General features: G+C 52.4%; 24 protein-coding genes and 1 pseudogene. 5 read left to right on the top strand and 20 right to left on the bottom strand.

The genetic code is table 11. The features are described 5' to 3' along the window. Positions 1 to 144 precede the first annotated feature (144 nt). From yedE to DW937_RS12740, 3 genes are read left to right on the top strand one after another with little or no spacing between them, the layout of a single operon-like run. The gene (gene yedE, locus DW937_RS12750) at positions 145 to 1,245 is read left to right on the top strand and encodes a YedE family putative selenium transporter (protein WP_120121154.1); all 1,101 of its coding nucleotides are present in this window, start codon (positions 145 to 147) and stop codon (positions 1,243 to 1,245) included. 21 nt (positions 1,246 to 1,266) lie between these two features. Then, positions 1,267 to 1,488: a sulfurtransferase TusA family protein gene (locus DW937_RS12745; RefSeq protein ID WP_097778273.1), complete on the top strand. Its 222-nt coding sequence runs from the start codon at positions 1,267 to 1,269 to the stop codon at positions 1,486 to 1,488. Positions 1,489 to 1,497: 9 nt separating this feature from the next. After that, complete coding sequence (locus tag DW937_RS12740; RefSeq protein WP_097778274.1) at positions 1,498 to 1,734, top strand: DUF3343 domain-containing protein; 237 nt, start codon at positions 1,498 to 1,500, stop codon at positions 1,732 to 1,734. 72 nt (positions 1,735 to 1,806) lie between these two features. On the opposite strand, the gene DW937_RS12735 is transcribed toward DW937_RS12740, so the two are convergent. From DW937_RS12735 to DW937_RS12710, 6 genes are all read right to left on the bottom strand, one after another. Continuing rightward, entirely contained in the window at positions 1,807 to 2,184 is a 378-nt protein-coding gene (locus tag DW937_RS12735; RefSeq protein ID WP_120019626.1) for a desulfoferrodoxin family protein, read from the bottom strand. A 426-nt stretch (positions 2,185 to 2,610) separates the two neighbouring features. Beyond that, positions 2,611 to 3,438 (bottom strand): purine-nucleoside phosphorylase, encoded by an 828-nt coding sequence (locus DW937_RS12730; RefSeq protein ID WP_120121152.1) that lies wholly within the window; start codon positions 3,436 to 3,438, stop codon positions 2,611 to 2,613. Positions 3,439 to 3,470: 32 nt separating this feature from the next. Next, positions 3,471 to 3,716, bottom strand: a complete 246-nt coding sequence (locus tag DW937_RS14950; RefSeq protein WP_165852935.1) for a multidrug transporter — start codon at positions 3,714 to 3,716, stop codon at positions 3,471 to 3,473. 4 nt (positions 3,717 to 3,720) lie between these two features. Beyond that, entirely contained in the window at positions 3,721 to 4,428 is a 708-nt protein-coding gene (locus tag DW937_RS12725) for an EFR1 family ferrodoxin (RefSeq protein ID WP_347561912.1), read from the bottom strand. A 381-nt stretch (positions 4,429 to 4,809) separates the two neighbouring features. Beyond that, positions 4,810 to 5,019: a hypothetical protein gene (locus DW937_RS12715; RefSeq protein WP_097774733.1), complete on the bottom strand. Its 210-nt coding sequence runs from the start codon at positions 5,017 to 5,019 to the stop codon at positions 4,810 to 4,812. Positions 5,020 to 5,111: 92 nt separating this feature from the next. Next, positions 5,112 to 6,095, bottom strand: a complete 984-nt coding sequence (locus DW937_RS12710) for a Gfo/Idh/MocA family oxidoreductase (protein WP_120121151.1) — start codon at positions 6,093 to 6,095, stop codon at positions 5,112 to 5,114. 195 nt (positions 6,096 to 6,290) lie between these two features. On the opposite strand from DW937_RS12710, the gene DW937_RS12705 reads away from it, so the two are divergent. Next, positions 6,291 to 6,845 carry an isochorismatase family cysteine hydrolase gene (locus tag DW937_RS12705; RefSeq protein WP_120121149.1) on the top strand — a complete coding sequence of 185 codons (555 nt, stop codon included), beginning with the start codon at positions 6,291 to 6,293 and terminating at the stop codon, positions 6,843 to 6,845. A 424-nt stretch (positions 6,846 to 7,269) separates the two neighbouring features. Here DW937_RS12705 and DW937_RS12690 read toward each other — a convergent pair whose 3' ends face one another. The 13 genes and pseudogenes from DW937_RS12690 to DW937_RS15225 all read right to left on the bottom strand — a co-directional run bounded on the left by DW937_RS12690 (position 7,270) and on the right by DW937_RS15225 (position 18,361). Further along, entirely contained in the window at positions 7,270 to 8,355 is a 1,086-nt protein-coding gene (locus tag DW937_RS12690; RefSeq protein ID WP_120019621.1) for a hypothetical protein, read from the bottom strand. A gap of 165 nt (positions 8,356 to 8,520) precedes the next feature. Then, positions 8,521 to 9,054: an AbrB/MazE/SpoVT family DNA-binding domain-containing protein gene (locus DW937_RS12685; RefSeq protein WP_133300982.1), complete on the bottom strand. Its 534-nt coding sequence runs from the start codon at positions 9,052 to 9,054 to the stop codon at positions 8,521 to 8,523. Positions 9,055 to 9,230: 176 nt separating this feature from the next. Further along, positions 9,231 to 9,467: a hypothetical protein gene (locus tag DW937_RS12680; protein ID WP_005922522.1), complete on the bottom strand. Its 237-nt coding sequence runs from the start codon at positions 9,465 to 9,467 to the stop codon at positions 9,231 to 9,233. Between the two features lie 60 nt (positions 9,468 to 9,527). Next, complete coding sequence (locus tag DW937_RS12675; protein WP_243111481.1) at positions 9,528 to 9,773, bottom strand: type II toxin-antitoxin system PemK/MazF family toxin; 246 nt, start codon at positions 9,771 to 9,773, stop codon at positions 9,528 to 9,530. 94 nt (positions 9,774 to 9,867) lie between these two features. Next, positions 9,868 to 10,311, bottom strand: a complete 444-nt coding sequence (locus tag DW937_RS12670; protein WP_243111480.1) for a hypothetical protein — start codon at positions 10,309 to 10,311, stop codon at positions 9,868 to 9,870. A 25-nt stretch (positions 10,312 to 10,336) separates the two neighbouring features. Next, positions 10,337 to 10,828 (bottom strand): HD domain-containing protein, encoded by a 492-nt coding sequence (locus DW937_RS12665; RefSeq protein ID WP_005922554.1) that lies wholly within the window; start codon positions 10,826 to 10,828, stop codon positions 10,337 to 10,339. 53 nt (positions 10,829 to 10,881) lie between these two features. After that, positions 10,882 to 11,700, bottom strand: coding sequence for a 4Fe-4S dicluster domain-containing protein (locus DW937_RS12660; protein ID WP_120121145.1), 819 nt, complete (start codon positions 11,698 to 11,700; stop codon positions 10,882 to 10,884). Positions 11,701 to 12,094: 394 nt separating this feature from the next. Next, the gene (gene ade, locus DW937_RS12650) at positions 12,095 to 13,834 is read right to left on the bottom strand and encodes an adenine deaminase (RefSeq protein ID WP_120121143.1); all 1,740 of its coding nucleotides are present in this window, start codon (positions 13,832 to 13,834) and stop codon (positions 12,095 to 12,097) included. A 172-nt stretch (positions 13,835 to 14,006) separates the two neighbouring features. Further along, the gene (locus DW937_RS12645) at positions 14,007 to 15,041 is read right to left on the bottom strand and encodes an alcohol dehydrogenase (RefSeq protein WP_120121141.1); all 1,035 of its coding nucleotides are present in this window, start codon (positions 15,039 to 15,041) and stop codon (positions 14,007 to 14,009) included. 106 nt (positions 15,042 to 15,147) lie between these two features. Continuing rightward, complete coding sequence (locus DW937_RS12640; protein ID WP_005946315.1) at positions 15,148 to 16,005, bottom strand: YitT family protein; 858 nt, start codon at positions 16,003 to 16,005, stop codon at positions 15,148 to 15,150. A 250-nt stretch (positions 16,006 to 16,255) separates the two neighbouring features. Next, positions 16,256 to 16,720, bottom strand: coding sequence for an Hsp20/alpha crystallin family protein (locus tag DW937_RS12635; RefSeq protein ID WP_120121139.1), 465 nt, complete (start codon positions 16,718 to 16,720; stop codon positions 16,256 to 16,258). 277 nt (positions 16,721 to 16,997) lie between these two features. Next, a pseudogene (locus DW937_RS12630) lies at positions 16,998 to 17,147 on the bottom strand (ADP-ribosylglycohydrolase family protein); the annotation flags it as partial. A 14-nt stretch (positions 17,148 to 17,161) separates the two neighbouring features. Then, the gene (locus DW937_RS15225) at positions 17,162 to 18,361 is read right to left on the bottom strand and encodes a macro domain-containing protein (protein ID WP_120121137.1); all 1,200 of its coding nucleotides are present in this window, start codon (positions 18,359 to 18,361) and stop codon (positions 17,162 to 17,164) included. 114 nt (positions 18,362 to 18,475) lie between these two features. On the opposite strand from DW937_RS15225, the gene DW937_RS12620 reads away from it, so the two are divergent. Next, complete coding sequence (locus DW937_RS12620; RefSeq protein WP_341474312.1) at positions 18,476 to 19,357, top strand: DUF5131 family protein; 882 nt, start codon at positions 18,476 to 18,478, stop codon at positions 19,355 to 19,357. A gap of 19 nt (positions 19,358 to 19,376) precedes the next feature. Here DW937_RS12620 and DW937_RS12615 read toward each other — a convergent pair whose 3' ends face one another. Beyond that, complete coding sequence (locus DW937_RS12615; protein WP_005946299.1) at positions 19,377 to 19,829, bottom strand: aminoacyl-tRNA hydrolase; 453 nt, start codon at positions 19,827 to 19,829, stop codon at positions 19,377 to 19,379. Between the last annotated feature and the right edge of the window lie 11 nt (positions 19,830 to 19,840).

The following is a 19,840-nucleotide window of genomic DNA, read 5'->3' as shown; positions in this document are numbered from 1 at the left end:
TATAGTTCCATTCATCTATTATAGTTCCATTCATCGATTATATCAATAAGTACATACAGATTATCAATAAAATCAATTTCCCCTGAAAAATCGTGTGTGTTATACTGAACTGGTAAAGTTCACCCGCTAAAAAAGGAGGCAATCATGAAATTATTCGACAAAACATGGAAGCTGGCCTTGTCCGGTGTGGTCATCGGATTTCTGGTCATGCTTCTGGCCATGTCTGGCAACCCGGCCAACATGGCAATCTGCGTGGCCTGTTTCATCCGCGACGCGGCAGGCGCGCTCAAACTGCACACCGCTGCACCCGTTCAGTATTTCCGCCCTGAGATCGTCGGCTTTGTCTGCGGCTCGTTCCTGATTTCCATGGCAACCAAAGAGTATCGCTCTACCGCCGGTTCTGCGCCGATGGTGCGTTTTCTGCTGGGTGCCGTTATGATGATCGGTGCACTGGTCTTTCTGGGCTGCCCGCTGCGCATGGTGCTACGGATGTCTGCCGGTGACCTGAATGCGTATGTGGCGCTCATCGGCTTTGCTGGCGGTGTCGCCACTGGCTCCTGCTTCTTGAAAAAAGGCTTTTCTCTGGGAAGAGCCTATGAAACCAAGTCGCTCAGCGGTGCGGTGCTGCCGGTTCTGCTGGCTGCTCTGCTGGTGATTGGTGTGGCAACGGGTGCTTATGCGGCAAGCACGGAAGGCCCCGGCAGCAAGCATGCTCCGCTGCTGCTGGCACTGGTGGTCGCATTGGTCATCGGTGCCCTCGCACAGAAAAGCCGTATGTGCTTTGCCGGAAGCATCCGCGATGTGATCCTGATGAAGAATTTCGACCTGCTCAGCATTATTGCCGCGCTGTTTGCGGTCATGACCATTTATAACATTGCCACCGGCAATTTCCATCTGAGCTTCTCCGGCCAGCCCATTGCACATTCGCAGCATCTGTGGAACATCCTTGGCATGTACGTTGTCGGCTTTGCAGCGGTATTGGCCGGTGGCTGCCCGCTGCGTCAGCTGATCCTTGCAGGGCAGGGTTCCTCCGACAGCGCGGTAACGTTCCTCGGTATGCTTCTGGGTGCCGCTTTTGCACACAATTTTAATCTGGTCGGCAGCGCCGCCAAAGCTGCCACAGCGACCGATGCCGCTGTTCCCGGCGGCCCGGCCATGCCCGGCAAGATTGCAGTCATCGTTTGCATTGTACTGTTGTTTGTGATTGCAGCAACCAACCTGCGCCGTAAAAAAGCGGCAAAGTGATCTGAAAAAGGAGAAAGCACAATGGCTAAATTTGTTGAAGTGGACGTTCGCGGCCTTTCCTGTCCTGAACCGGTGTTGCTGACGATGGATGCGATGGAAGAGCATCCGGGCGAGATGATCCGCGTTCTCGGTGATGAAGCGCACACCCGCAAAAACATTGAAAAAATGCTGGAGTATGAACACAAGGACGGTCAGACGACCACGCGGGCGGATGGCTGTTTTGAGATCACCTTTCAGGCATAACGGCAGCGTATGAGAGCAAAAAAGCCCTATCAGGTTTTGACATTCTACACTACTTCTGCGGTCATGGAACTGGAAGCCTTTTGCAAACAGAACGGGATTCCCGGCAGGCTGATCCCTGTTCCGCGGGAACTTTCTGCTGGCTGCGGGATCGCATGGCGGATGGAACCGGATGCGTACCGGCAGCATTCCGGCCTGCTTGCAGAGTGCCCTGTTGAAATCGAACAGACCAAAGAAGTTCTGCTATAACAAAATCGTCCCCTCCGTGCAGACCCGGATCTCGCTTTCCGGGTATCTGCGCGGAGGGGACTTATTGTTTTATCAGAGTTTTGTCGTCCACAGGCCATGCAGATTGCAGTAGGCATAGACCGCCACCGGTGTCTCGTCGCCCAGCTCAAAAGCCGCTCTGGGTGCCTCGCCCGGATGGAGATAACGGATGTGGCCGCCCTGCGCCGTTTCCACATAGAGCCACTGGATATGGTGGACATCCACCATCGGGTGCTCCACCGCGCCCACCGTGACGGTCAGGGTGCTGCCGGAGCGCTCGACCACCGGCAGATGCTTTTCGCCGCTGGCTTCTACAGTGTTGGGAATCAGCTCCCGCAGTTTTTCACCGCAGCAGAGCATCGGAACGCCTGCATCGTGGAGCGTGGTGATGAGGTTACCACAGTGGTCACAGATGTAAAACTTTGCACTCATATCGAAATCCTCCCTGAGAATGTTTTGTGTTTCTTGTGTCTATATGATAACAATTCTCAGCTTTAATTTCCGTGATTGGATCACAGAAGGAAGGATTATTTTGTCAGACACGCAGGAATTGGATCACTTTTTTCCTTTTCGGAGATAAAGAATTGCGGTAACAAGACACATCCCCGCAATTCCTGCCAGAAATGAATTGGAATAGTTCTTTGTCAAAATGGCCCAAAGGTTGATTGACACAAAGACAATTAAAAATATAACACCGATTATCCTATTTTTCATCTCTGTTATCCCCTGCAACTTCCGATTTATCGTCACAAGTATATCATACTACCACCTGCAGGAAAAGGCACAGACGCAATAAATATCCCCCGGCGGAGCCGGGGGATATTTATTTGTTTATGAGTCTCTCGGAAAAAGGCGTTCTCACCCTTCCATCTTCTGGATCACTGCGCCCAGCCAGCGGCACAGGGTCTCTCCGGACTGATTGGCGATCTCCAGCACGCGGGCGTGGCTGTGCTTCACCGTCTGGATGCCGGTGGCCATGTTCGTGATACAGCTGACGGCCAGCACCTTCATACCCAGATAATTGCAGACCATGGTTTCCGGCACGGTGCTCATGCCCACGGCATCGGCACCCATGCCCGCAAAGGCACGGATCTCGGCGGCCGTTTCGTAGCAGGGACCCATGAAGCCCAGATAAACGCCCTCTTGATAGGAAATGCCCAGCTCGTCGGCGGTCTGTTTGGCGAGATTCCGCAGTTCCAAACTGTACGGCTCGGTCATGTCCGGGAAACGCGGGCCGAAGCGCTCGTCGTTGGGGCCGATGAGCGGGTTCGTACCCATCATGTTGATAAAGTCGGTGAGGAGCATCAGGGTGCCCGGCGCAAACTCCCGGTTGATGCCGCCGCAGGCATTGGTCAGCACCACCTGTTCCACACCCAGCAGTTTCAGGACATAGAACGGGTAGCAGACTTCCTTCATAGAGTAGCCTTCATAAAAGTGGAATCGTCCTTCCAGCGCATAGACCTCTTTCTCGCCCAGCTTGCCCGCCAGCAATGCGCCTTTATGGCCTGCCACGGTGGACACTGGAAAGTTCGGAATGTCTTTATAGGGCAGTTCTTCCGTCTCGGTAAAGTCTGCGGTCAGGTTGCCAAGGCCGGAGCCGAGTACGACCGCGATTTTCGGGCGTTTGGTGGTATGCGCTTTGATATATTCCGCACTCTCCTGTGCTTTTTCGTAAAGATGTTCCATTGTTTTTTCTCCTTTGCTGCTGTATGCAGTCACTATTCCATTCGTTCCTGCAGCTGTTTCACCGCGTCTTGCAATACATTGCTGAATTGCTTCAGGTCATCTTCCGTGATAATTTTCTCATGCAGCAGATTGACCAGCGTATACGGCAGATCCGGTTTACGAAGTTCCATCTGAACACCCAGACTTTTTCGATCCTCACGGATGCGTCGATTCAGCCCCCAGAACTTATCAGATGCCAGACCATCCCCGTTCAGCAGATCAATATATTGATGATTCAACTTTTCAATATACTCGACGGCCTCTTTGGGGCAATCGCAGATGCAGGCCATGCAGTGGGTGCAATGTTTGCCCCAGACCGGCTTGCCGTTTTCCAGCCGGATATTGTTCAGGGGGGCACAGCTCCACGCACTTGCCGCATCCGATACAGGCATCCGTTGCCCGGAAGGCATCCGCCTTCACAAAAAAGCGATAGAACGCCGGGTCTACCGGGCCGCTCATAAAGCGGTCGTAGCGGGTGTCTCTCAGTGGAGAAAATTCCTGCCCAGCTCTGACCTGCGCCAGCGCCTTCTGAAGCGCAGGCTCTGCCTGCTCCACGATGCTCCGGGCCTGCTCTTTTTGCGGCGCATTGAACATGGCAATGTAGTTTTCCGGCATGATGATCTGAGCTGTACCCATGTACCGCAGGTGCTTTTGCGCCGCAAGCTGCCGGTTATATTTTGCCGCATTGCCGATCTCGCTGCCGCAATCCATCACAAACCAGATGCGCTCCGCCCCGGTCAGCGCAGTCTTGCCCAGCCACTGGGACACCACCCGGGGAATACGCCATGCGTAGGTAGGCGTGACCAGCACCACATCCTGCCCGGTCTGCACCGGGGCGGTATCCCCTGCCTTGATGCAGGTGTTCAGGTCGTAAAGCGGCATATCCAGCCCTTCGGCAATGCGCCGTGCCAGATACCGGCTGTTGCCGGTTCCTGTAAAATAAAGTACCATGGCTGTTCCCTCGTTTTTGTATGGTTTTTTAGATGCCTGTCTGCCCGGCAAACTGGAAGTTGTCGGGGCGAGGCCCCTCCATCTTGCTGCCGCAAGACCGTTCGGTCGCTTGAAAGCCCCACTGGGGCTTTCATTGTTCCGCTTCGCTCCACAAACGCGAATTGTTTACTTCTTCGTCTTAGGCGCAATAAGCAACATGACTGTCACAAGAATATATAAACCATACAGTAACCAAGTAATGGTATTGTTCCAAGGAAAACTCATTTCTGGATGGTTCAATGCAAACACTATAAATGCAATAGCTATAATCAGCATTATTAAACCGAGAATCCTTGATATACGCTTTTTCATGCAAAGCACTTCCTTGTCAAACTGGAATTGTTAATCTTGAACTGGTCCTATAATGCCAAATGCTATTGCATCAATAAAAAGCACGAACGCTATCACATAAACAATTAAAATAGTTGCAATGACTTTAATAACAAGTTGTTGATTTTGTCTTAAATTACTCTTACTAACAATCCTTAAGACAAAAATCAAAGCAACGAGGATGATAAAAGAAATAATATTATAAAGAACCACTGTTTTCATCTATGTGTCCTTCTTTTTTATATCAATTCCGAGTTGTCGCTCTCTGTATATCATAGTTTTCGCACGCAAAAGACCTGCGGCAAGGTGTGCGCTTACACCTCGCCCACAAACTTCATGCCCCAGCTCATGCGGGTGTCGTACATCAGACGGGTCAGGGCAAGGCTATCCTGCGGGGTGTAGCGGTCGCTTCCGGTACGCCCCAGCTTGACGCAGCGGCTTGCTTCCCGGATCTCATACTCAAAGCCGTTGATGTCCACCGGGCAGCGGATGACCTCCGGCTCTTTGCACTCCACTACCAGCGTCATGGTCTCGGCGTGCTGGAAATCAGGCAGAAAGATGCTGCCCTTGGTGCCCACGATACGGGCGTTGCGCTCCAGCTCCTGCCCAATGGTCTGGGTGGACTCCGCCTTGCAGCCGCCGGGGTAGGTCAGCGCAAGGCGACTGTAATCGTCGGTGCCGTACTCGTTGATGTGGACCTCTTTGGTCTCCACCTTCTCCGGTTCCTGTCCGGTGAGGATGCGCAGAAAGCCCAGATTGTAGATGCCGATATCCAGCAGCGCACCACCGCCCAGACTGGAATCAAACTTGCGGTCCTTCCGGGCACCGGAGGCCACAAAGCCGTACTGACAGGTGATCTGCTTCAGTTCCCCGATGGTGCCAGCAGTAAGGATCTCGCGCATTCGGTCGTACAGCGGCAGCAGCCAGATCCAGAATGCCTCCATGAGAAAGAGGTGCTTTTCCTCCGCCAGACGATACAGCTCCTGCGCCTGCTCCGGGTTGATGGTAAAGGGCTTTTCGCACAGAACGTGCTTGCCATGCCCCAAGCAGAGCTTGCAGTTTTCGTAGTGCAGGGTGTTGGGAGTGGCAACATAGATAGCCTCCACCTCCGGGTCGGCGGCAAGGGCTTCGTAGGAGTCATAGCAGCGGGGAATGCCGTACTGCTGTGCAAACGCCTGTGCGCTTTTCAGATGCCGTGAGCCCACGGCAACAAGCTGCTCCCCTTCTGCGCCCATCTGTTCCACCGTAGACGCAAACTTTTTGGCAATGGTGCCGGTCGCTAAAATTCCCCACTTCATAACGGTACCTCCCATTTGATCACTTTGGATCCAGTATACCATGATTTCTCTCTGCGGAAAAGATTCCGCTCCCATAAAGCCCTATTTTTCTGCCAAAAAACACCGCCTCCAAACAAAATCCTTGCAATTTTTGCTCTATCCGTTATACTGATAGAAAAAGGTGTCTTGACACATCAGTTTGGGAGGTACCCCCCTATGAAATTTCTGATCGTAGTGGATATGCAGAACGACTTTATCACCGGCTCGCTGGGCACAAAAGAGGCCGAAGCCATCCTGCCGAAGGTGCTGGAAAAGATCCGCACCTATCGCCCGGAGCAGATCTTTGTCACCCAGGATACCCACCCGGACAACTATCTGGAGACCAACGAGGGGCGTCATCTCCCGGTGGCTCACTGCATCGCCGGCAGCGAGGGGCACGCTCTAAATCCGCTGGTGGCGGAGGCGCTGGAAGGCGTACCTGCAGACCACTTTATCTGCAAGCCCACCTTTGGCTCCACCCTGCTGGTGGAAAAGCTCAAGACCGCCGTCGGGACCGAAGCCCCGGAGATCGAGCTGGTGGGTCTGTGCACCGGCATCTGCGTGCTGTCCAATGCCATCCTGTGCAAAGCAACCTTCCCGGAAAGCGATGTTTCCGTGGACGCTGCCTGCTGCGCCTGCGTCACGCCCCAGTCCCATGACACGGCACTTTCTGCCATGAAGCTGTGCCAAATTGATATCAACAACCAGGGCAGCGAGCCTTGGAGACCGTGAGAGCTGCTTAGGGTTCGAGAGAAGGTGCCAACATGAAACATCGCATTGTGACGGCTGCGCAGATGAAGGAAATTGAACGAGCCGGGGATGCCCACGGTCTGCCCTACCTGCAAATGATGGAAAACGCTGGGCTGGCTGCTTAGTGGTCGTCGATGTACTCCTCCACCGAGGCAGACAGCTTGCGGCTCACCGTCAGAGAGTCCCGGTCGTAGAGCACCAGATATCTCTGGTACGCAATTCGACCGACCCGGATTTCAGAAGATGATTGCCGAAGTCAAAGCTGACCGAATCTCCGTTGTTATCATATGGTAATTTTTCTCCGGCCAAACGAAAAAGCTCGTCTGCAAGCCACGATATGTGGCAGCGCAGACGGGCTTTCGTTATGGAATCATTCTGTTTCAATTATCCTGATATTCGCTCTGACTTACATGGCGTTCCGTAAAACACGCAGTCGTTCTTCAAACGTTGCTTTCCATGCCGGATGCTCGGAGAATACGGTGTGCTCCACCTGACGGACTTGGTTCAGTCCGATGTTCCGCACCGCTTCCACTGCAGCATCTTTTTGGCTCAGATGGCATTTTCCCACGGTCAGACAGTTTGCGCCTTCTGGCGTGTCGTACTGCTGAAACGCCCGGTTGAAGTCCATCAGGTCATGCAGACGGATGGGCTGATTGGTTTCGTTGTCTACCAGCAGACCCCAATTTTCCCAATGACGGTCGGTATTGCCCACCAGATAATCCAGAATGTTCATCATATAGTAGCTGGGAGCATCCAACTCTAAGATCTTATCCAGCGTGTTCCAATCATGGTTCGTGCAGTAGACGTCATAGGCTGCATAGGTCACAAGACTGTATCGCTGAGATGTCATGATTTTGCTGATGGAAACCGGCTCATTTTCAAACATCCCCTGCTCATACAGTACCTGATGGCAGTCAAAGCACCGGCAGATTTTGCTTGCCAGCACTTCACGTTCCACCGCTTCCCTGCCACCATCCTTGTAAAGATAGAAGCCATCCTCTTTTCGCACCCACGCCTTGGGGTACAAGCCGCCCGTAGACAGGTCATTTGCCAGAAGATGGGCGTTTGTCACCGTCATTTGGTGCCCCCGCAGCGCAATATCCACAAGCGCATTGCTTAAGGAGTGTGCAAAAAGGTTGATATCCTCGAATCGAATCTTCTCGTTTTCTTCTTTCACCCAGAACACATCCAGCAAAGACAGACAATGGTAGGATAATGCGATCTGTGCTCGTTCCCTGTCCGTAGCACTCTGAGATGCACCGATACTGTTCAGGATTTCCTTGGCGTAGGTGCGATCCAACGTCAACATCCGGGAGGCGCACCAATAGTAAAAGTTCGTTACATTATTGATGCGCTCGTCAAAATCATCCGATTCCACCAGAACCAGATCATAGGGCATGAAATCCTCGAGGCAGACCCTGCATTCCCCTGTCGTGCTGAGTTGTGCCACACAGCTTTCCCGGTGCATGATCTCGTAAAACATGGTTTTCATCCCTCCCTGCGTTCTGTGTCTTGCTCTGTATTTATATTACCTTCTTTTTTCACGGGACGCAAGAGCTTTTACTTTTCAAAAAGCTTTTTCTGCTGCTCCATCAGGACGGTTTCGATACGCTCTTTCAGCAAAAAGTGGAACTGTTTTGGGTAATAGCATGCAGCGTCAAATAATTTCCAGCCATTTGTGATCCTCCGCCATTCTTCCCTGCGTCTTTTCAACAAGCAGAACCGGGTCATATTCCGGAACGCCAACAGCATCCAGATAGTAATCCAAGCCCTTTCGTGTTTTCGGAATGCATCGGTCTGCCAGAAAGGCCAGGAAGTCTTCCCATGAGGGCGTTTCGTTCACACCAAACGCAGTATCCAGTATTTCGTCAACTTTGTTTTCGATGCAGATCTGCTCCGCTGTAAAATCTGCCAGGATCACGGTACACAGAACATCTCCGTCATAATACCGATATTCTTTCAGCTGATGTCCTTTCTGTTCTGCATTTCTGCGGAACAGTTCCGGGTCTGTGGATGCAAGCGGTCGGACGGTGATTTTTTCACCGTCAAAAGAAAGTTCTACCCGGTCCTCTTTTGAAAGTCCCATCGCGCGAAGCCACACTGCCGGGAGATTGACCGAATACTTTTCTGCATTCTTTCCTGCTGTTCCCCCTGCTTTTCTTCTCATAATTTTCACGCTGCGACGATTCATGCACTTCACCTTCCCTTACAAGAAGAATACCATATTGGCCGCCAACAATCAATGATTTTTTGTCCGCAAAATTCCAAAAACTTATGTAACACAAAAAGCCCCACGCTCAACACTGCCTCTGAATCCGACCGTCTCTGGTCGGAGCAGAAAAGCATATGTTGAGCGTGGGGCTTTGTTTATCGGCTCGGCTGCCAGCCGGGCTTTTGGTGTTCCTTGGGTTTGTAAGTTCCTTTGGTAGTATCGATCACCGCCTGCAGCAATTCGAGCTTCTGCCATGTGGGGCAGTTCAGACGGTCGATTTTTTCGATCACATAGTTGGCGTGGGCGGTTGCGACCCGTTTTCCGAGTTCGTCCCATCCCTCTTTCGTTTTGGGGTAATGTACCACCACTTCAATGGGGGCACTCTTTCGCATGGCTCACTCACCTCCGATTACATCGCTATCACCTCATTTTTACGGGTTACTGGTTGTCCGCTATTCGCTGCGGTTTCCGCTCAGAACGTTCAGAGCCAGACTGACCAGCAAAGCCATATCAATGCGGAGCATTTCAGCCTTGCTGGCATAGCCCATAAAGCGTTCGATGCGGGATTTATCGATCGTGAAGATCTGCTCCAGAAGAATCATGGACGGTTCCTCAAAGGCCGGGTTGGAATCCACCAGCACATGGGTGGGCTGTTTTTTCTTCTTTTCCGTCCGGGTGGTAACAGTTGCAACGATCAATGTAATGGCCGACCGTCAGAAGTCCCACCGACATGATAGAACACCCTGTTTCCTGCTTTTCTTGCAGTAAGCAGCCCCATCTCATGGAATTTCATCACAAACGTCCGAATGGTTGCATGCCGTCATTGGCATTCGCAAAATCGACAAGACATTTCATGGCACCGGGAAGCCGCTCTGCCGGAAGTCCCGGTCTTGGTTCTTCACCGCCCACAATAAAAACCTCGCCATGCCGATAAAAGTGGTTTGGCAGTAATCGATCTTCATCCGGGAGATAACCCCCTGTGCTGATCTGATATAGGTGATGCAGATTCTCCTCGGTGATCCTATTCTGACGATTCGCGATAAACTCCAGTCCGCGCTTCATACCATAGATGCGGGCTTCTTGTTCATCACGAGGGGCATAGCCATCGAGGATATAACGGATACTGCTGCGGGTCGAGCGGATACTTTCAATTTGAAAAGTAGCATAAATTTCCTCGGTCATCGCCGACAAACCGAAGTTTTGTCCACTGACAGGGACAGAGAGCAACTGCTTCATTCAAAGCAATGCCTCTGAATCATTTTTACACTCCAAACACTGTTTTCGTCAGCCGGATACCTGCTGCCGTCTTCATCGTATGTTCCATAAAGGTTCGGATTGCCTGCTGGTCGTACCCGCTTTCGGACGCATTGACGATATAATCCGCCTCAATCAGAATCTGATAGTCAATGCCGTCGATCTGCGCCGGACTATGGTGGTGCCCTACCAGATAGGCCACCCGGTCGATCTGTTCTGCTGTCATGCCGGTATCCGCCAAGAACTCCCGCACCAGCGGGGCACCCTCCTGCTCCTGATATTTACCATTGGTGTTGCCGTACTTTTTGCGGCAGAGCGGGCAGGCGATATCGTGGGTGATGGCCGCCACCTCCAGAATAAACTGCGTGTCTGCGTCCAGCCCCTCCAGCTCACCAATGGTTTTGGCATAGGTCCACACACAGCTCAGGTGCGTGATGTCATGGATATTCCCTTCGGAAAAGGCGATCATCTTTTCCATGATCTGTGCAATGGTCATCATTTGTTTTCACTCCCGTTTTTAATACTTAAATGTTCACCTTGATAAACGCGAATTTATAGTGCATCTCTCGGACAATTCTTCACGCATTCAAAGCAAAGAATACATTCCGTACCGTTTTTTCGTTTTCTGGAATTATCTGTAACATCTACTTCCATAGGACACACATTTTTACATTTGCCGCATGAAACACATTTGCTTTTATCACATTTAATTCGGAGCAGCGAAAAATAACTCATAGGTTTTAAGAATATAGTGATAGGACATATGTATTTGCAAAATGCACGATTATCCTTAAAGACAAAAGCCAATATTATCCCAACTATATAGTATATGGCATTTCCAATGATAAACGCCCAAAACATAATCCTCTCAATGTTACCGATACGAGCAAGAAATAGCACCGAAACAAATATAAGAGAACTTGCAAATGTTATATACCTTATCCACCCAATCTTTTCCCGTGGTGTTTTGGGAACTTTATACGGAAGAAAATCAAGCACCATTGCCGTCCAACAGGCATACCCACACCAACCTCTGCCAAAAAGCAATGGTCCAAAAATTTTTGCCACCGCATAATGAATTGTTGCGGCTTCAAATACCCCTGTAAAAAGATAATACCAAAATCCCTCAATCTGCATATTTTCACCGCAAATAAAGCCCAAATACACCAACATATAAAGTCCGACTAAAAGCTGTGCAACTCTGCGGGCATATTTGTATTTTTTTATATAAAGAAATATCCCGAAAAAGATTGATATTCCAATATAGCTAAAATTAAAAAGGTAAAATATATTGTCCTGTGTCAGCCATAATGTTACTGCAATAGTCATAAATATTCCCAATACACCAAGCGGTAGAAAATACTTTTTCATTTTATTCCTCCAATCCACAAACTGGAATTGTTTACTGTTTCTTCTTTACAACGAAACCAATAACGAACAAAATAATTGCAGGAATTACCAAAAACAAAGCATTTACTAACACCCACAAATAAAAAGGCGCAGAGTTTAGCGATGTTAAGTATTGAGTATAATCAACGATGCTCTTAATAACAAATACAATCAACAGAATGAGACTCACAATGTTGCATATCATAGGTACTTTCTGTTTCATTCTAAACACCTCAATAAATTCCAATTTATCAAATAAGAATTTCCGTCAATTTTTCTCTTGATGTAGCTCGTTTCTAAGAGTAGGAACGAACTGTTCTGTTGCCGGAGACGGACCATTCAGGTCGATCTCCGGCAGTATTTTTGTTATCGCCTATTAAAAAACAGCCGGAACGACTTTCTGCTGCGCTACATCGATGATGCCGTATGTATTCAGTCTGAGTTTGGGAATGACCGGAAGGCTGACGAAGGCGAGGGTCATAAAGATGCCGATATCTTCCGCTACACCATGTGCCTTGAGGGCATCGTTCAGCGCCTGCATTTTCGCCGCAACGCTCTCTGCGCTTTCGGTGCTCATCAATCCGGCCACCGGAAGCGCAAGTTCTGCCACGACCTGTCCATCTGCCACAAACGCAAGTCCGCCTTTGTTTTTCCGCACGGTGTTGCCGGCCAGCATCATATCGGTATCGTTGTCCCCTGCCACAATCAGGTTATGGGAATCATGTGCGATGCTCGATGCAACGGCTCCGCATTTCAGGCTGAAGTTCCCTAAAAAGCCAATGCCCACATGGCCGGAGTGATGATGCCGCTCAAAAACGGCCAGTTTTACGATGTTGTGTTCCGGGTCCACACCGGGAGCTTTGCCCGGATGCCGTTGGAACGGGATGATTTTTTCCTCTGTAAGCAATTCGCCCCGGTTCAGGCAGATGACACGCTCCTGCTCCCCGCTCTCCCGAAGTTTCAGGTCCTGCAGTGTGATCTCATCCAGATCAAAGGAATCCATAACGTGGGAAAATCTCACACGGTCGATGTCAAGCGGTGCGGGTTTCAGCGTTTTTCCGTGCTCGGCCACCAGCGTGCCATTCTTGTAAACCTGTTCGACCGTAAAGGATTCCAGATCAGAAACCACAACCAGATCTGCCCGGTACCCCGGTGCTACGGCACCGCGTTGCTTGAACCCAAAATACTGTGCCGGGACCAGCGTTGCCATTTTGACGGCCACTGCTGGGTCTGCGCCCAGCCGGATCGCTTTACGGATGTTGGAATCGATGTGGCCGCCGTCCAGCAGGTCACCGGGGTGCTTATCATCCGTCACCAGCATACAGCGGCTGCAATAGGGCTCCCGGAACAGCGGCATCAGGGCCTCCATATTTTTGGCAGCCGTTCCTTCCCGGGTCATGATGTATTGTCCGCGCCGGAGTTTTTCCATGGCTTCCTCGATGTTGGAGCACTCGTGATCAGACTGAACGCCTGCCGCAATATAAGCATTCAGGTCCTTAGCGCTCAAAAGCGGCGCATGGCCATCCACGATCTTTCCCGCTTCGGTGCAGTCGCGGATCTTCTGCAGGATCTTCGGGTCACAGCGCACCGTTCCGTAGGCATTCATCAGTTCCGCAAGCCCCAGCACACGGGGATCGCCGTAGTAAGGCCGGAGCTGTTCTGCGTTCAGCACCGCACCGGATTCATCCAGATCCGTGGCCGGAACACAGGAGGGCAGCATGAAATAAACCGAAAGGGTCAGATTTTTTGTCGTTTCCAGCATAAAATCCAAGCCTTCCAGCCCCGCAACGTTTGAGATCTCGTGCGGGTCTGTGACCACCGCAGTGGTACCGTGGGGCAGCACTGCCTGCTCGAAAGCCGGACCACAGAGCATGGAGCTTTCGATGTGGATATGCCCATCGATCAGGCCCGGGCAGACATATTTGCCGTGCAGATCAACTTCTTTCCGGCCATGATACGTGCCCACGCCCACGATCGAATTTCCGCTGATGGCAATATCAGCGGTGTCGATCTCATCGGTAAACACATTGACAATTCTGGCATTTTTCAAAACCAGATCAGCCAAAGCATCTCCTCTGCCTGCCGAGATCCGGCGTTTCAGCTCATCAGACTGCATAGAAACATCTCCTCTCTCTGAAGTTCGATTTTCTCACCTGTGGATTGGTTCTGCCCTTATTCTACCACGCCTTGCCGCTGCGGAAAAGATGTCGGGAAACAAAAATGGCCCCGGAGGGCTTGTTACAGCTCTCCGGGGCCACTTTATGTGCGTTGTGCCTTGGCGCAGACCGTCAGCACTCCACTGCCACCTTGATCACGCCGTCCCGTTTCTTTTCAAACAGCTCGTAGCCCTCTGCGATCCGGCGCAGGGGGTAGGTGTGGGTGATGAGCGGTTCGGTATCGATCTTGCCTTCTGCGATGAGACGCAGCGTTTCTTCACAATCGCAGCCGTCCACGCCGCCGGTCTTAAAGGTGAGGTTTTTGCCGTACATTTCCGGCAGCGGCAGGGTCTGTGCCTTATCGTACAGCGCCACCACCGTCACAACGGCGTTGGGCCGTGCACACTCCCATGCCAGCCGGAAGGTGGAATCTGCCCCTGCCACCTCCAGCACCACATCGGCCCCGCCGTGGTCGCTGTGGGCACGCACAAAGGCGGCGCAGTCCTCCGGCTGCACGGTAAGCACCTGCGGGTAGTGCCGACGGATGAACTGCAGGCGGCTTGCGTCCTTTTCACAGACGATGATGCGCTTGGGGCTGTGCAGCATGACGCACAGCAGCGTGCAGATGCCGGTCGGCCCTGCACCGAGGATCAGCACGGTATCCTCGGGGGTGATTTCCGAGATGCGTGCCGCCCAAAAGCCGGTGGCCAGCACATCGCCCACCAGCAGCGCCTGCCGATCGGTAACGCCGTCAGGGATCTTGTTCAGTCCCTGATCCGCAAAGGGCACCCGGACATACTCGGCCTGCCCGCCGTCGATGCGGCAGCCCAGCGCCCAGCCGCCGTTTTGATCGGTGCAGTTGTTCACAAAGCCTTTTTTGCAGAAAAAGCACTCTCCGCAGAAGGTCTCCACGTTCACCGTCACCCGGTCGCCGGGTTTCACATTGGTCACCGCACTGCCCACTTCTTCCACGATGCCCACCATCTCGTGCCCTACCGTGATGCCGGGCACCGCCCGGGGCACGCTGCCGTGCTTGATGTGCAGGTCGCTGGAGCAGATGCTGGCAAGGGTCACCTTTACAATGGCGTCCCGCTCGTGCTGCAGCACCGGCTTTGGTTTTTCCATCAGGGCAAACGTTCTCTCTGAAACATAGGTATAGGTCAGCATGCTTTTTACCTCCACGCGCTTTGACCTTTCCGAACGGAGTATACCACGCAGCTATGGCAAAGAGCAAGCCGCAAAAGGCCCGCCCTTTGCGGCAGCTCTCCGCCGATCAGATCTTGGGCTGATACTGCATGCTGGACACATTGTAAATGGTAACAAAAGCCTTGGGGTCTTCCCGGTTGATAAAGTTCATCAGCTTCTGATATTCGCTCTTGTCCACGATGGTAATGATCTCGTTGTGCTTTTCCAGATTGTATGCACCGATGGCCTCGTACATGGTCGCACCGCTGTGCAGGTCATGGAGGATGAACTGACGCAGCGCCTCCTCTTTTTCGGTGATGATGCAGACTCGGCGTTTGATGCTGTTATCAAAGATGAAATGGTCCAGCACGATGCCGTTGAAGTAAGTACCGAGGATACTCAGCACCACGGTCTTTTTATCGTAAACCAGGGCCGCGGAAAGCGCCACACACATTCCCGACAGAGACATGGCTTTTCCCAATTCCATGTGCAGGTACTTGTTCATGATCTTTGCCACGATATCCAGCCCGCCGGAGGATGCATTGCGGTTGAACAAAATACTCAGCCCGATGCTGACCACCAGAATATAGCACAGCACGTCCAGCTCCTGACTGCCGGTCATCGAGCCGAACTCCGGGAACAGCTTTTCAAACAGCCCCAGAAACACCGGCAGCAGCACACTGGTGTATACGGTCTTTGCGCCAAATTCTCTGCCGCAGGTAAAGAACCCGATGATGAGAAGCACGACGTTCAGGATCATCGTAATGACCGACAAGGGCAGCGGCACAAAATTGGACAGCACGATGCCAAGGCCGGAAATGCTGCTGACGGATGTATGGCTCGGCACCAGAAAAAAGAAAACGCCCGCCGCAATGATCGCCACCGCCCCGGTCAGGACTGCCGTCTCCCTCAGGACTGCGCCGGTCTTTCCTTTTACATCACTCATCTTTGTCCCCCTAAAGTCAAATTTGTTTCACTGATCTCCTCATCTTTGTCGATGCGGACAAGGAGCTTACCGCCAAAGCGTTTGTATTCCATAGTGAAGTACCTCCATAAATTCTGAAGTTGCTGTTCTCAGTATACCATGTTTTTCCCTTGCGGAAAAGATAGCGAAACAAAAATGGCCCCGGAGGGCTTGTTACAGCTCTCCGGGGCCACTTTATGTGCGTTGTGCCTTGGCGCACACGACCGGCGTTTTACTCGATCTCGATCAGGTTCGGGTTCTCAGGCAAAGCCTTCGTCTGCTGAGGAGCAGGCAGCTCGATGTGCAGGACACCATCCTCGAACTTTGCGTGGATGTCTTCCTTCTTCACATCGCCCACGTAGAAACTGCGCGCGCAGGTGCCGGAGAAGGATTCGCGCCGCAGATAGCGGCCCTTCTTATCCTTTTCGTCGCTGCTGTGGCTGCGCACTGCCTGAATGGTCAGGTAGCCGTCGTTCAGATCCATCTGGACGTCTTCCTTCTTGCAGCCCGGCAGGTCAACCGCTACTTCGTAGCCGTTGTCCGTCTGTTTGACATCGGTCTTCATCATGTTTGCACCACGCTTACCAAAGGCGCCACGAGCCTCACGGTTCATAGCACATTCCAGTGCAGCGTCATTCCAAAACGGATCGAAGAAATCATCGAACAGGTTTTCATGGAAAACAGTCGACATAAGCATAAATCATTCCTCCAATCCCGGCGTTCGGGTCGGGGCAAAAAATCTGAAGCGTCCACTCGGAAAGGCTTTCCGGGGAGCCTTGCGGTTCTCCTTTTGCCCTTCCTCCTGAGCACGCCACTGTTATAGCACCGTTCATTAGCAGTGTCAATAGAAGAGTGCTAAAGTTCATGAAAGAATAATACTTTTATAAAATCCTATGCAATCTTTTCAAAATTCAGTCACATCATCGCATTTTATATCATCTTGGCAATCATGAAGCACAACAGTTCATACCTGCAATCAATCCCCGTGCCACCGCAGCGGTCATGACGGTATCATCGGTGAAGTGCGATTTCTCGCTCAGCAGCGGAAAATCCTTGTGCTTGTAATTGTTGTGGTCAAATTCATAGGGACTGCCCACGATGTCACCCAAAATTGCTCCTAACATGGCTGTTTTCTCCCTTACCTATGATGCCGCTTCTGGAAATCAGCTTCGATTTGTTCTTTCCACTCTGCGCCGATGGCCGCGCAGCAGGGTGCCTCCCGCATCCGGGAAACCGTCTCGCTGACAACGTGGTAGTTGACCGCCACGCCCTGTGCGTCATTCTCGAACCGCACAGCCCGGTCGGACGAGATGCCGAAGCGGGCAGCTTCCTTCACGGCGTCCATGTTGGCACCGAGGAACAGGAACTCCCAGCCGTACTGCTCTTTTTCCCGCTCGATCATCCGGCGGATCTTCTCATAGCTAAACCGTTTGCTGGCGTTTTCCAAGCCGTCCGTGGTGATGACAAAGATGACCTTTTCGGCACGCTCGTCCTCCGGCAGATGGCGCTGGATATTCACCATCTTTTCCATGCCACAACCAATGGCATCCAGCAGCGCCGTGCAGCCCCGGACGTAGTACACGGTGGAGTCCTTCAGCCCCCGCTCGTCAATGAGCCGCAGCAGCCGGGTGGTGAAGCTTTCACCGAGATTATCCATCAGGCTTTCCAGACTGCGGGCTGTCCTGGGTGCCGCGGCGGGTGCCGGAACTGCACCTAGCATCGGCAGGGCAGCATCTTCTTCCAGAAGCCTCCGCCGCTCTGACAATTCCCTGCACCGACGGTCAAATCCGTAGCTTTCATCGTTCTGTGCTACATAGTGGTCGTCAATGTACTCCTCCACCGAGGCGAACAGCTTCCGGCTCACGGCCAGCGAGTCCCGATCGTAGAGCACCAGATACACGGTCAGGTCGTGCTCCATGACGTACTGTGTGATGGTGTCCACCGCAATGCGGAAGGCCTGTTCTTTGGGGTAGCCATAGTTTCCGCTGGACAGCAGCGGAAAAGCCACGCTCTCACAGTGGTACTCTGCGGCTAATTCCAATGCGGAGTGGTATGCACCGGCTAATTGTTCAGCTTCGCCGAACCCGCCGCCGTGCCACGCTGGGCAGACTGCATGGAAAATATATTTTGCGGGCAGACCGAATGCCGGAGTACACACGGCTCTGCCCAAATCGCAACGGCCGATGGCTTCGCAGACGGCGGTCAGCTCCTGCTCCCCTGCCGCCTGATAAATGGCACGGCTGGTGCCGCTGCCCTGCAAAAGGTTCCGGTTGGCCGGGTTGACAATGGCATCCGCCGCCACTTTGGTGATGTCATTGCGGATCATCAGAAACGGCATGGTGGTTCCTCCCTCACATGGTTTTCTTCATCCTATCACATCCGGCGGGGCGGTGCAAGGGGTGCTCTTGTTTCCTGTCCGCGCAGCTATTATAATAATAGGTATCGAAAGAAGGTGAGCTTCCTGCACGACATCTGGAATCCATGGCACGGCTGCGTCAAGTGCAGCGAGGGCTGCCAGAACTGCTACATGTATTTTCTCGACCGGATGCGGGACCAGAACGGAGCCGAGATCTACAAAACGAAAAGCGGCTTTTCCTATCCGCTCCAGAAAGACCGCACCGGACACTACAAAATCCAGAGTGGTGAGCAGATCCGGGTCTGCATGACCTCGGATTTCTTCTTGGAAGAAGCCGACCCGTGGCGGGTTGAGGCGTGGGACATCATGCGCCAACGCAGCGATGTGGTGTTTTTTCTGCTCACCAAACGGCCGCAGCGGGTACGGGAGTGCCTGCCGCCGGACTGGGGCAGCGGTTGGGACAACATCTTTTTCAACGTCACCTGTGAAAATCAGCGCCGCGCCGATGAGCGCATTCCCATTCTGTTTGACCTGCCCTTCAAGCACAAGGGCATCATGTGCGCACCCTTCATCGGGCCAGTAAGCATCCGGCAGTACCTTACCGCCGGGCAAATCGAGCAGGTCATCTGCGGCGGCGAAAACTACGATGGTGCCCGCCCCTGCAATTTTGATTGGGTCAAGTCTCTCCGGCAGGAATGCGTGGATGCCAACGTGACCTTCTGCTTTATCGAGACCGGCACCGTGTTCATCAAGGACGGCAGGCGCTACCACCTGCCAAACAAGCAGCTGCAAAGCCGAATGGCCTGTAAATCCGGCATGAATTTTCAGGGCAGGCCCATTCATTTTGACCTCGTGGACGACTGGGGCTACCCCATCCCGCAGGAAGATCTCTATGTGCCCCATTTCCGCGCAAACTGCGAGACCTGCGGCAGCAAGTTGATCTGCAACGGCTGCAGCGATTGCGGAAAATGCTTATAAAATAAAGGAGTTCCAGGAATCAATACAAATGAAATTTATGGCTGATCTGATGTGCAATTTCATCCGGCAGCGGGCGGAAACCGATGCAGGTCAGGGTCATGCCCTCTCCGTTTTCATCAAATTCTTCCGGTTCCAGCTCGGTGTGGCAGGCATCCCGGATAAGGAAGAAGTCTTTGTTTTCCACAAGGCCCAATTCCTCGGCAATGGTTTTTGCTTTCAGCAGTTGATTGCGGTTCTTTGCCCCGCAGATAGTTTTGGTAAAAGAGCCATCGAACCATTCTTCATAGGTTGCTTTCTCCAACATGATTTCTGCCCGATAGCCGGTAATTTCTCCGTCTTTCTCAATGGGTTCCACGCCCTGTCCCATGCCGATGGGGTCGGTGAGGAATGCCAGCGAAGCATGGCAGCACTGCGCCGCCAGCTTACCGGGAGACATCTGCAGGTCCTTTCGGGCAATGATGAGTTGACGCATTTTCTCTCCTT

The sequence above is a fragment of the Faecalibacterium sp. AM43-5AT genome, from assembly GCF_003603345.1.
Lineage (GTDB): Bacteria > Bacillota > Clostridia > Oscillospirales > Ruminococcaceae > Faecalibacterium > Faecalibacterium taiwanense.
The sequence above is the reverse complement of the archived record's forward strand: the minus strand, read 5'-3'. Positions and strand labels throughout refer to the sequence as shown.

Excerpts from the sequence above, each read along its gene's own strand:
- yedE (WP_120121154.1), top strand. The coding sequence starts at position 145 with ATGAAATTATTCGACAAAACATGGAAGCTGGCCTTGTCCGGTGTGGTC.
- DW937_RS12745 (WP_097778273.1), top strand. The coding sequence starts at position 1,267 with ATGGCTAAATTTGTTGAAGTGGACGTTCGCGGCCTTTCCTGTCCTGAA.
- DW937_RS12740 (WP_097778274.1), top strand. The coding sequence starts at position 1,498 with ATGAGAGCAAAAAAGCCCTATCAGGTTTTGACATTCTACACTACTTCT.
- DW937_RS12735 (WP_120019626.1), bottom strand. The coding sequence starts at position 2,184 with ATGAGTGCAAAGTTTTACATCTGTGACCACTGTGGTAACCTCATCACC.
- DW937_RS12730 (WP_120121152.1), bottom strand. The coding sequence starts at position 3,438 with ATGGAACATCTTTACGAAAAAGCACAGGAGAGTGCGGAATATATCAAA.
- DW937_RS12725 (WP_347561912.1), bottom strand. The coding sequence starts at position 4,428 with ATGGTACTTTATTTTACAGGAACCGGCAACAGCCGGTATCTGGCACGG.
- DW937_RS12715 (WP_097774733.1), bottom strand. The coding sequence starts at position 5,019 with ATGAAAACAGTGGTTCTTTATAATATTATTTCTTTTATCATCCTCGTT.
- DW937_RS12710 (WP_120121151.1), bottom strand. The coding sequence starts at position 6,095 with ATGAAGTGGGGAATTTTAGCGACCGGCACCATTGCCAAAAAGTTTGCG.
- DW937_RS12705 (WP_120121149.1), top strand. The coding sequence starts at position 6,291 with ATGAAATTTCTGATCGTAGTGGATATGCAGAACGACTTTATCACCGGC.
- DW937_RS12690 (WP_120019621.1), bottom strand. The coding sequence starts at position 8,355 with ATGAAAACCATGTTTTACGAGATCATGCACCGGGAAAGCTGTGTGGCA.
- DW937_RS12685 (WP_133300982.1), bottom strand. The coding sequence starts at position 9,054 with ATGAATCGTCGCAGCGTGAAAATTATGAGAAGAAAAGCAGGGGGAACA.
- DW937_RS12680 (WP_005922522.1), bottom strand. The coding sequence starts at position 9,467 with ATGCGAAAGAGTGCCCCCATTGAAGTGGTGGTACATTACCCCAAAACG.
- DW937_RS12670 (WP_243111480.1), bottom strand. The coding sequence starts at position 10,311 with ATGAAGCAGTTGCTCTCTGTCCCTGTCAGTGGACAAAACTTCGGTTTG.
- DW937_RS12665 (WP_005922554.1), bottom strand. The coding sequence starts at position 10,828 with ATGATGACCATTGCACAGATCATGGAAAAGATGATCGCCTTTTCCGAA.
- DW937_RS12660 (WP_120121145.1), bottom strand. The coding sequence starts at position 11,700 with ATGAAAAAGTATTTTCTACCGCTTGGTGTATTGGGAATATTTATGACT.
- ade (WP_120121143.1), bottom strand. The coding sequence starts at position 13,834 with ATGCAGTCTGATGAGCTGAAACGCCGGATCTCGGCAGGCAGAGGAGAT.
- DW937_RS12645 (WP_120121141.1), bottom strand. The coding sequence starts at position 15,041 with ATGCTGACCTATACCTATGTTTCAGAGAGAACGTTTGCCCTGATGGAA.
- DW937_RS12640 (WP_005946315.1), bottom strand. The coding sequence starts at position 16,005 with ATGAGTGATGTAAAAGGAAAGACCGGCGCAGTCCTGAGGGAGACGGCA.
- DW937_RS12635 (WP_120121139.1), bottom strand. The coding sequence starts at position 16,720 with ATGCTTATGTCGACTGTTTTCCATGAAAACCTGTTCGATGATTTCTTC.
- DW937_RS15225 (WP_120121137.1), bottom strand. The coding sequence starts at position 18,361 with ATGCCGTTTCTGATGATCCGCAATGACATCACCAAAGTGGCGGCGGAT.
- DW937_RS12615 (WP_005946299.1), bottom strand. The coding sequence starts at position 19,829 with ATGCGTCAACTCATCATTGCCCGAAAGGACCTGCAGATGTCTCCCGGT.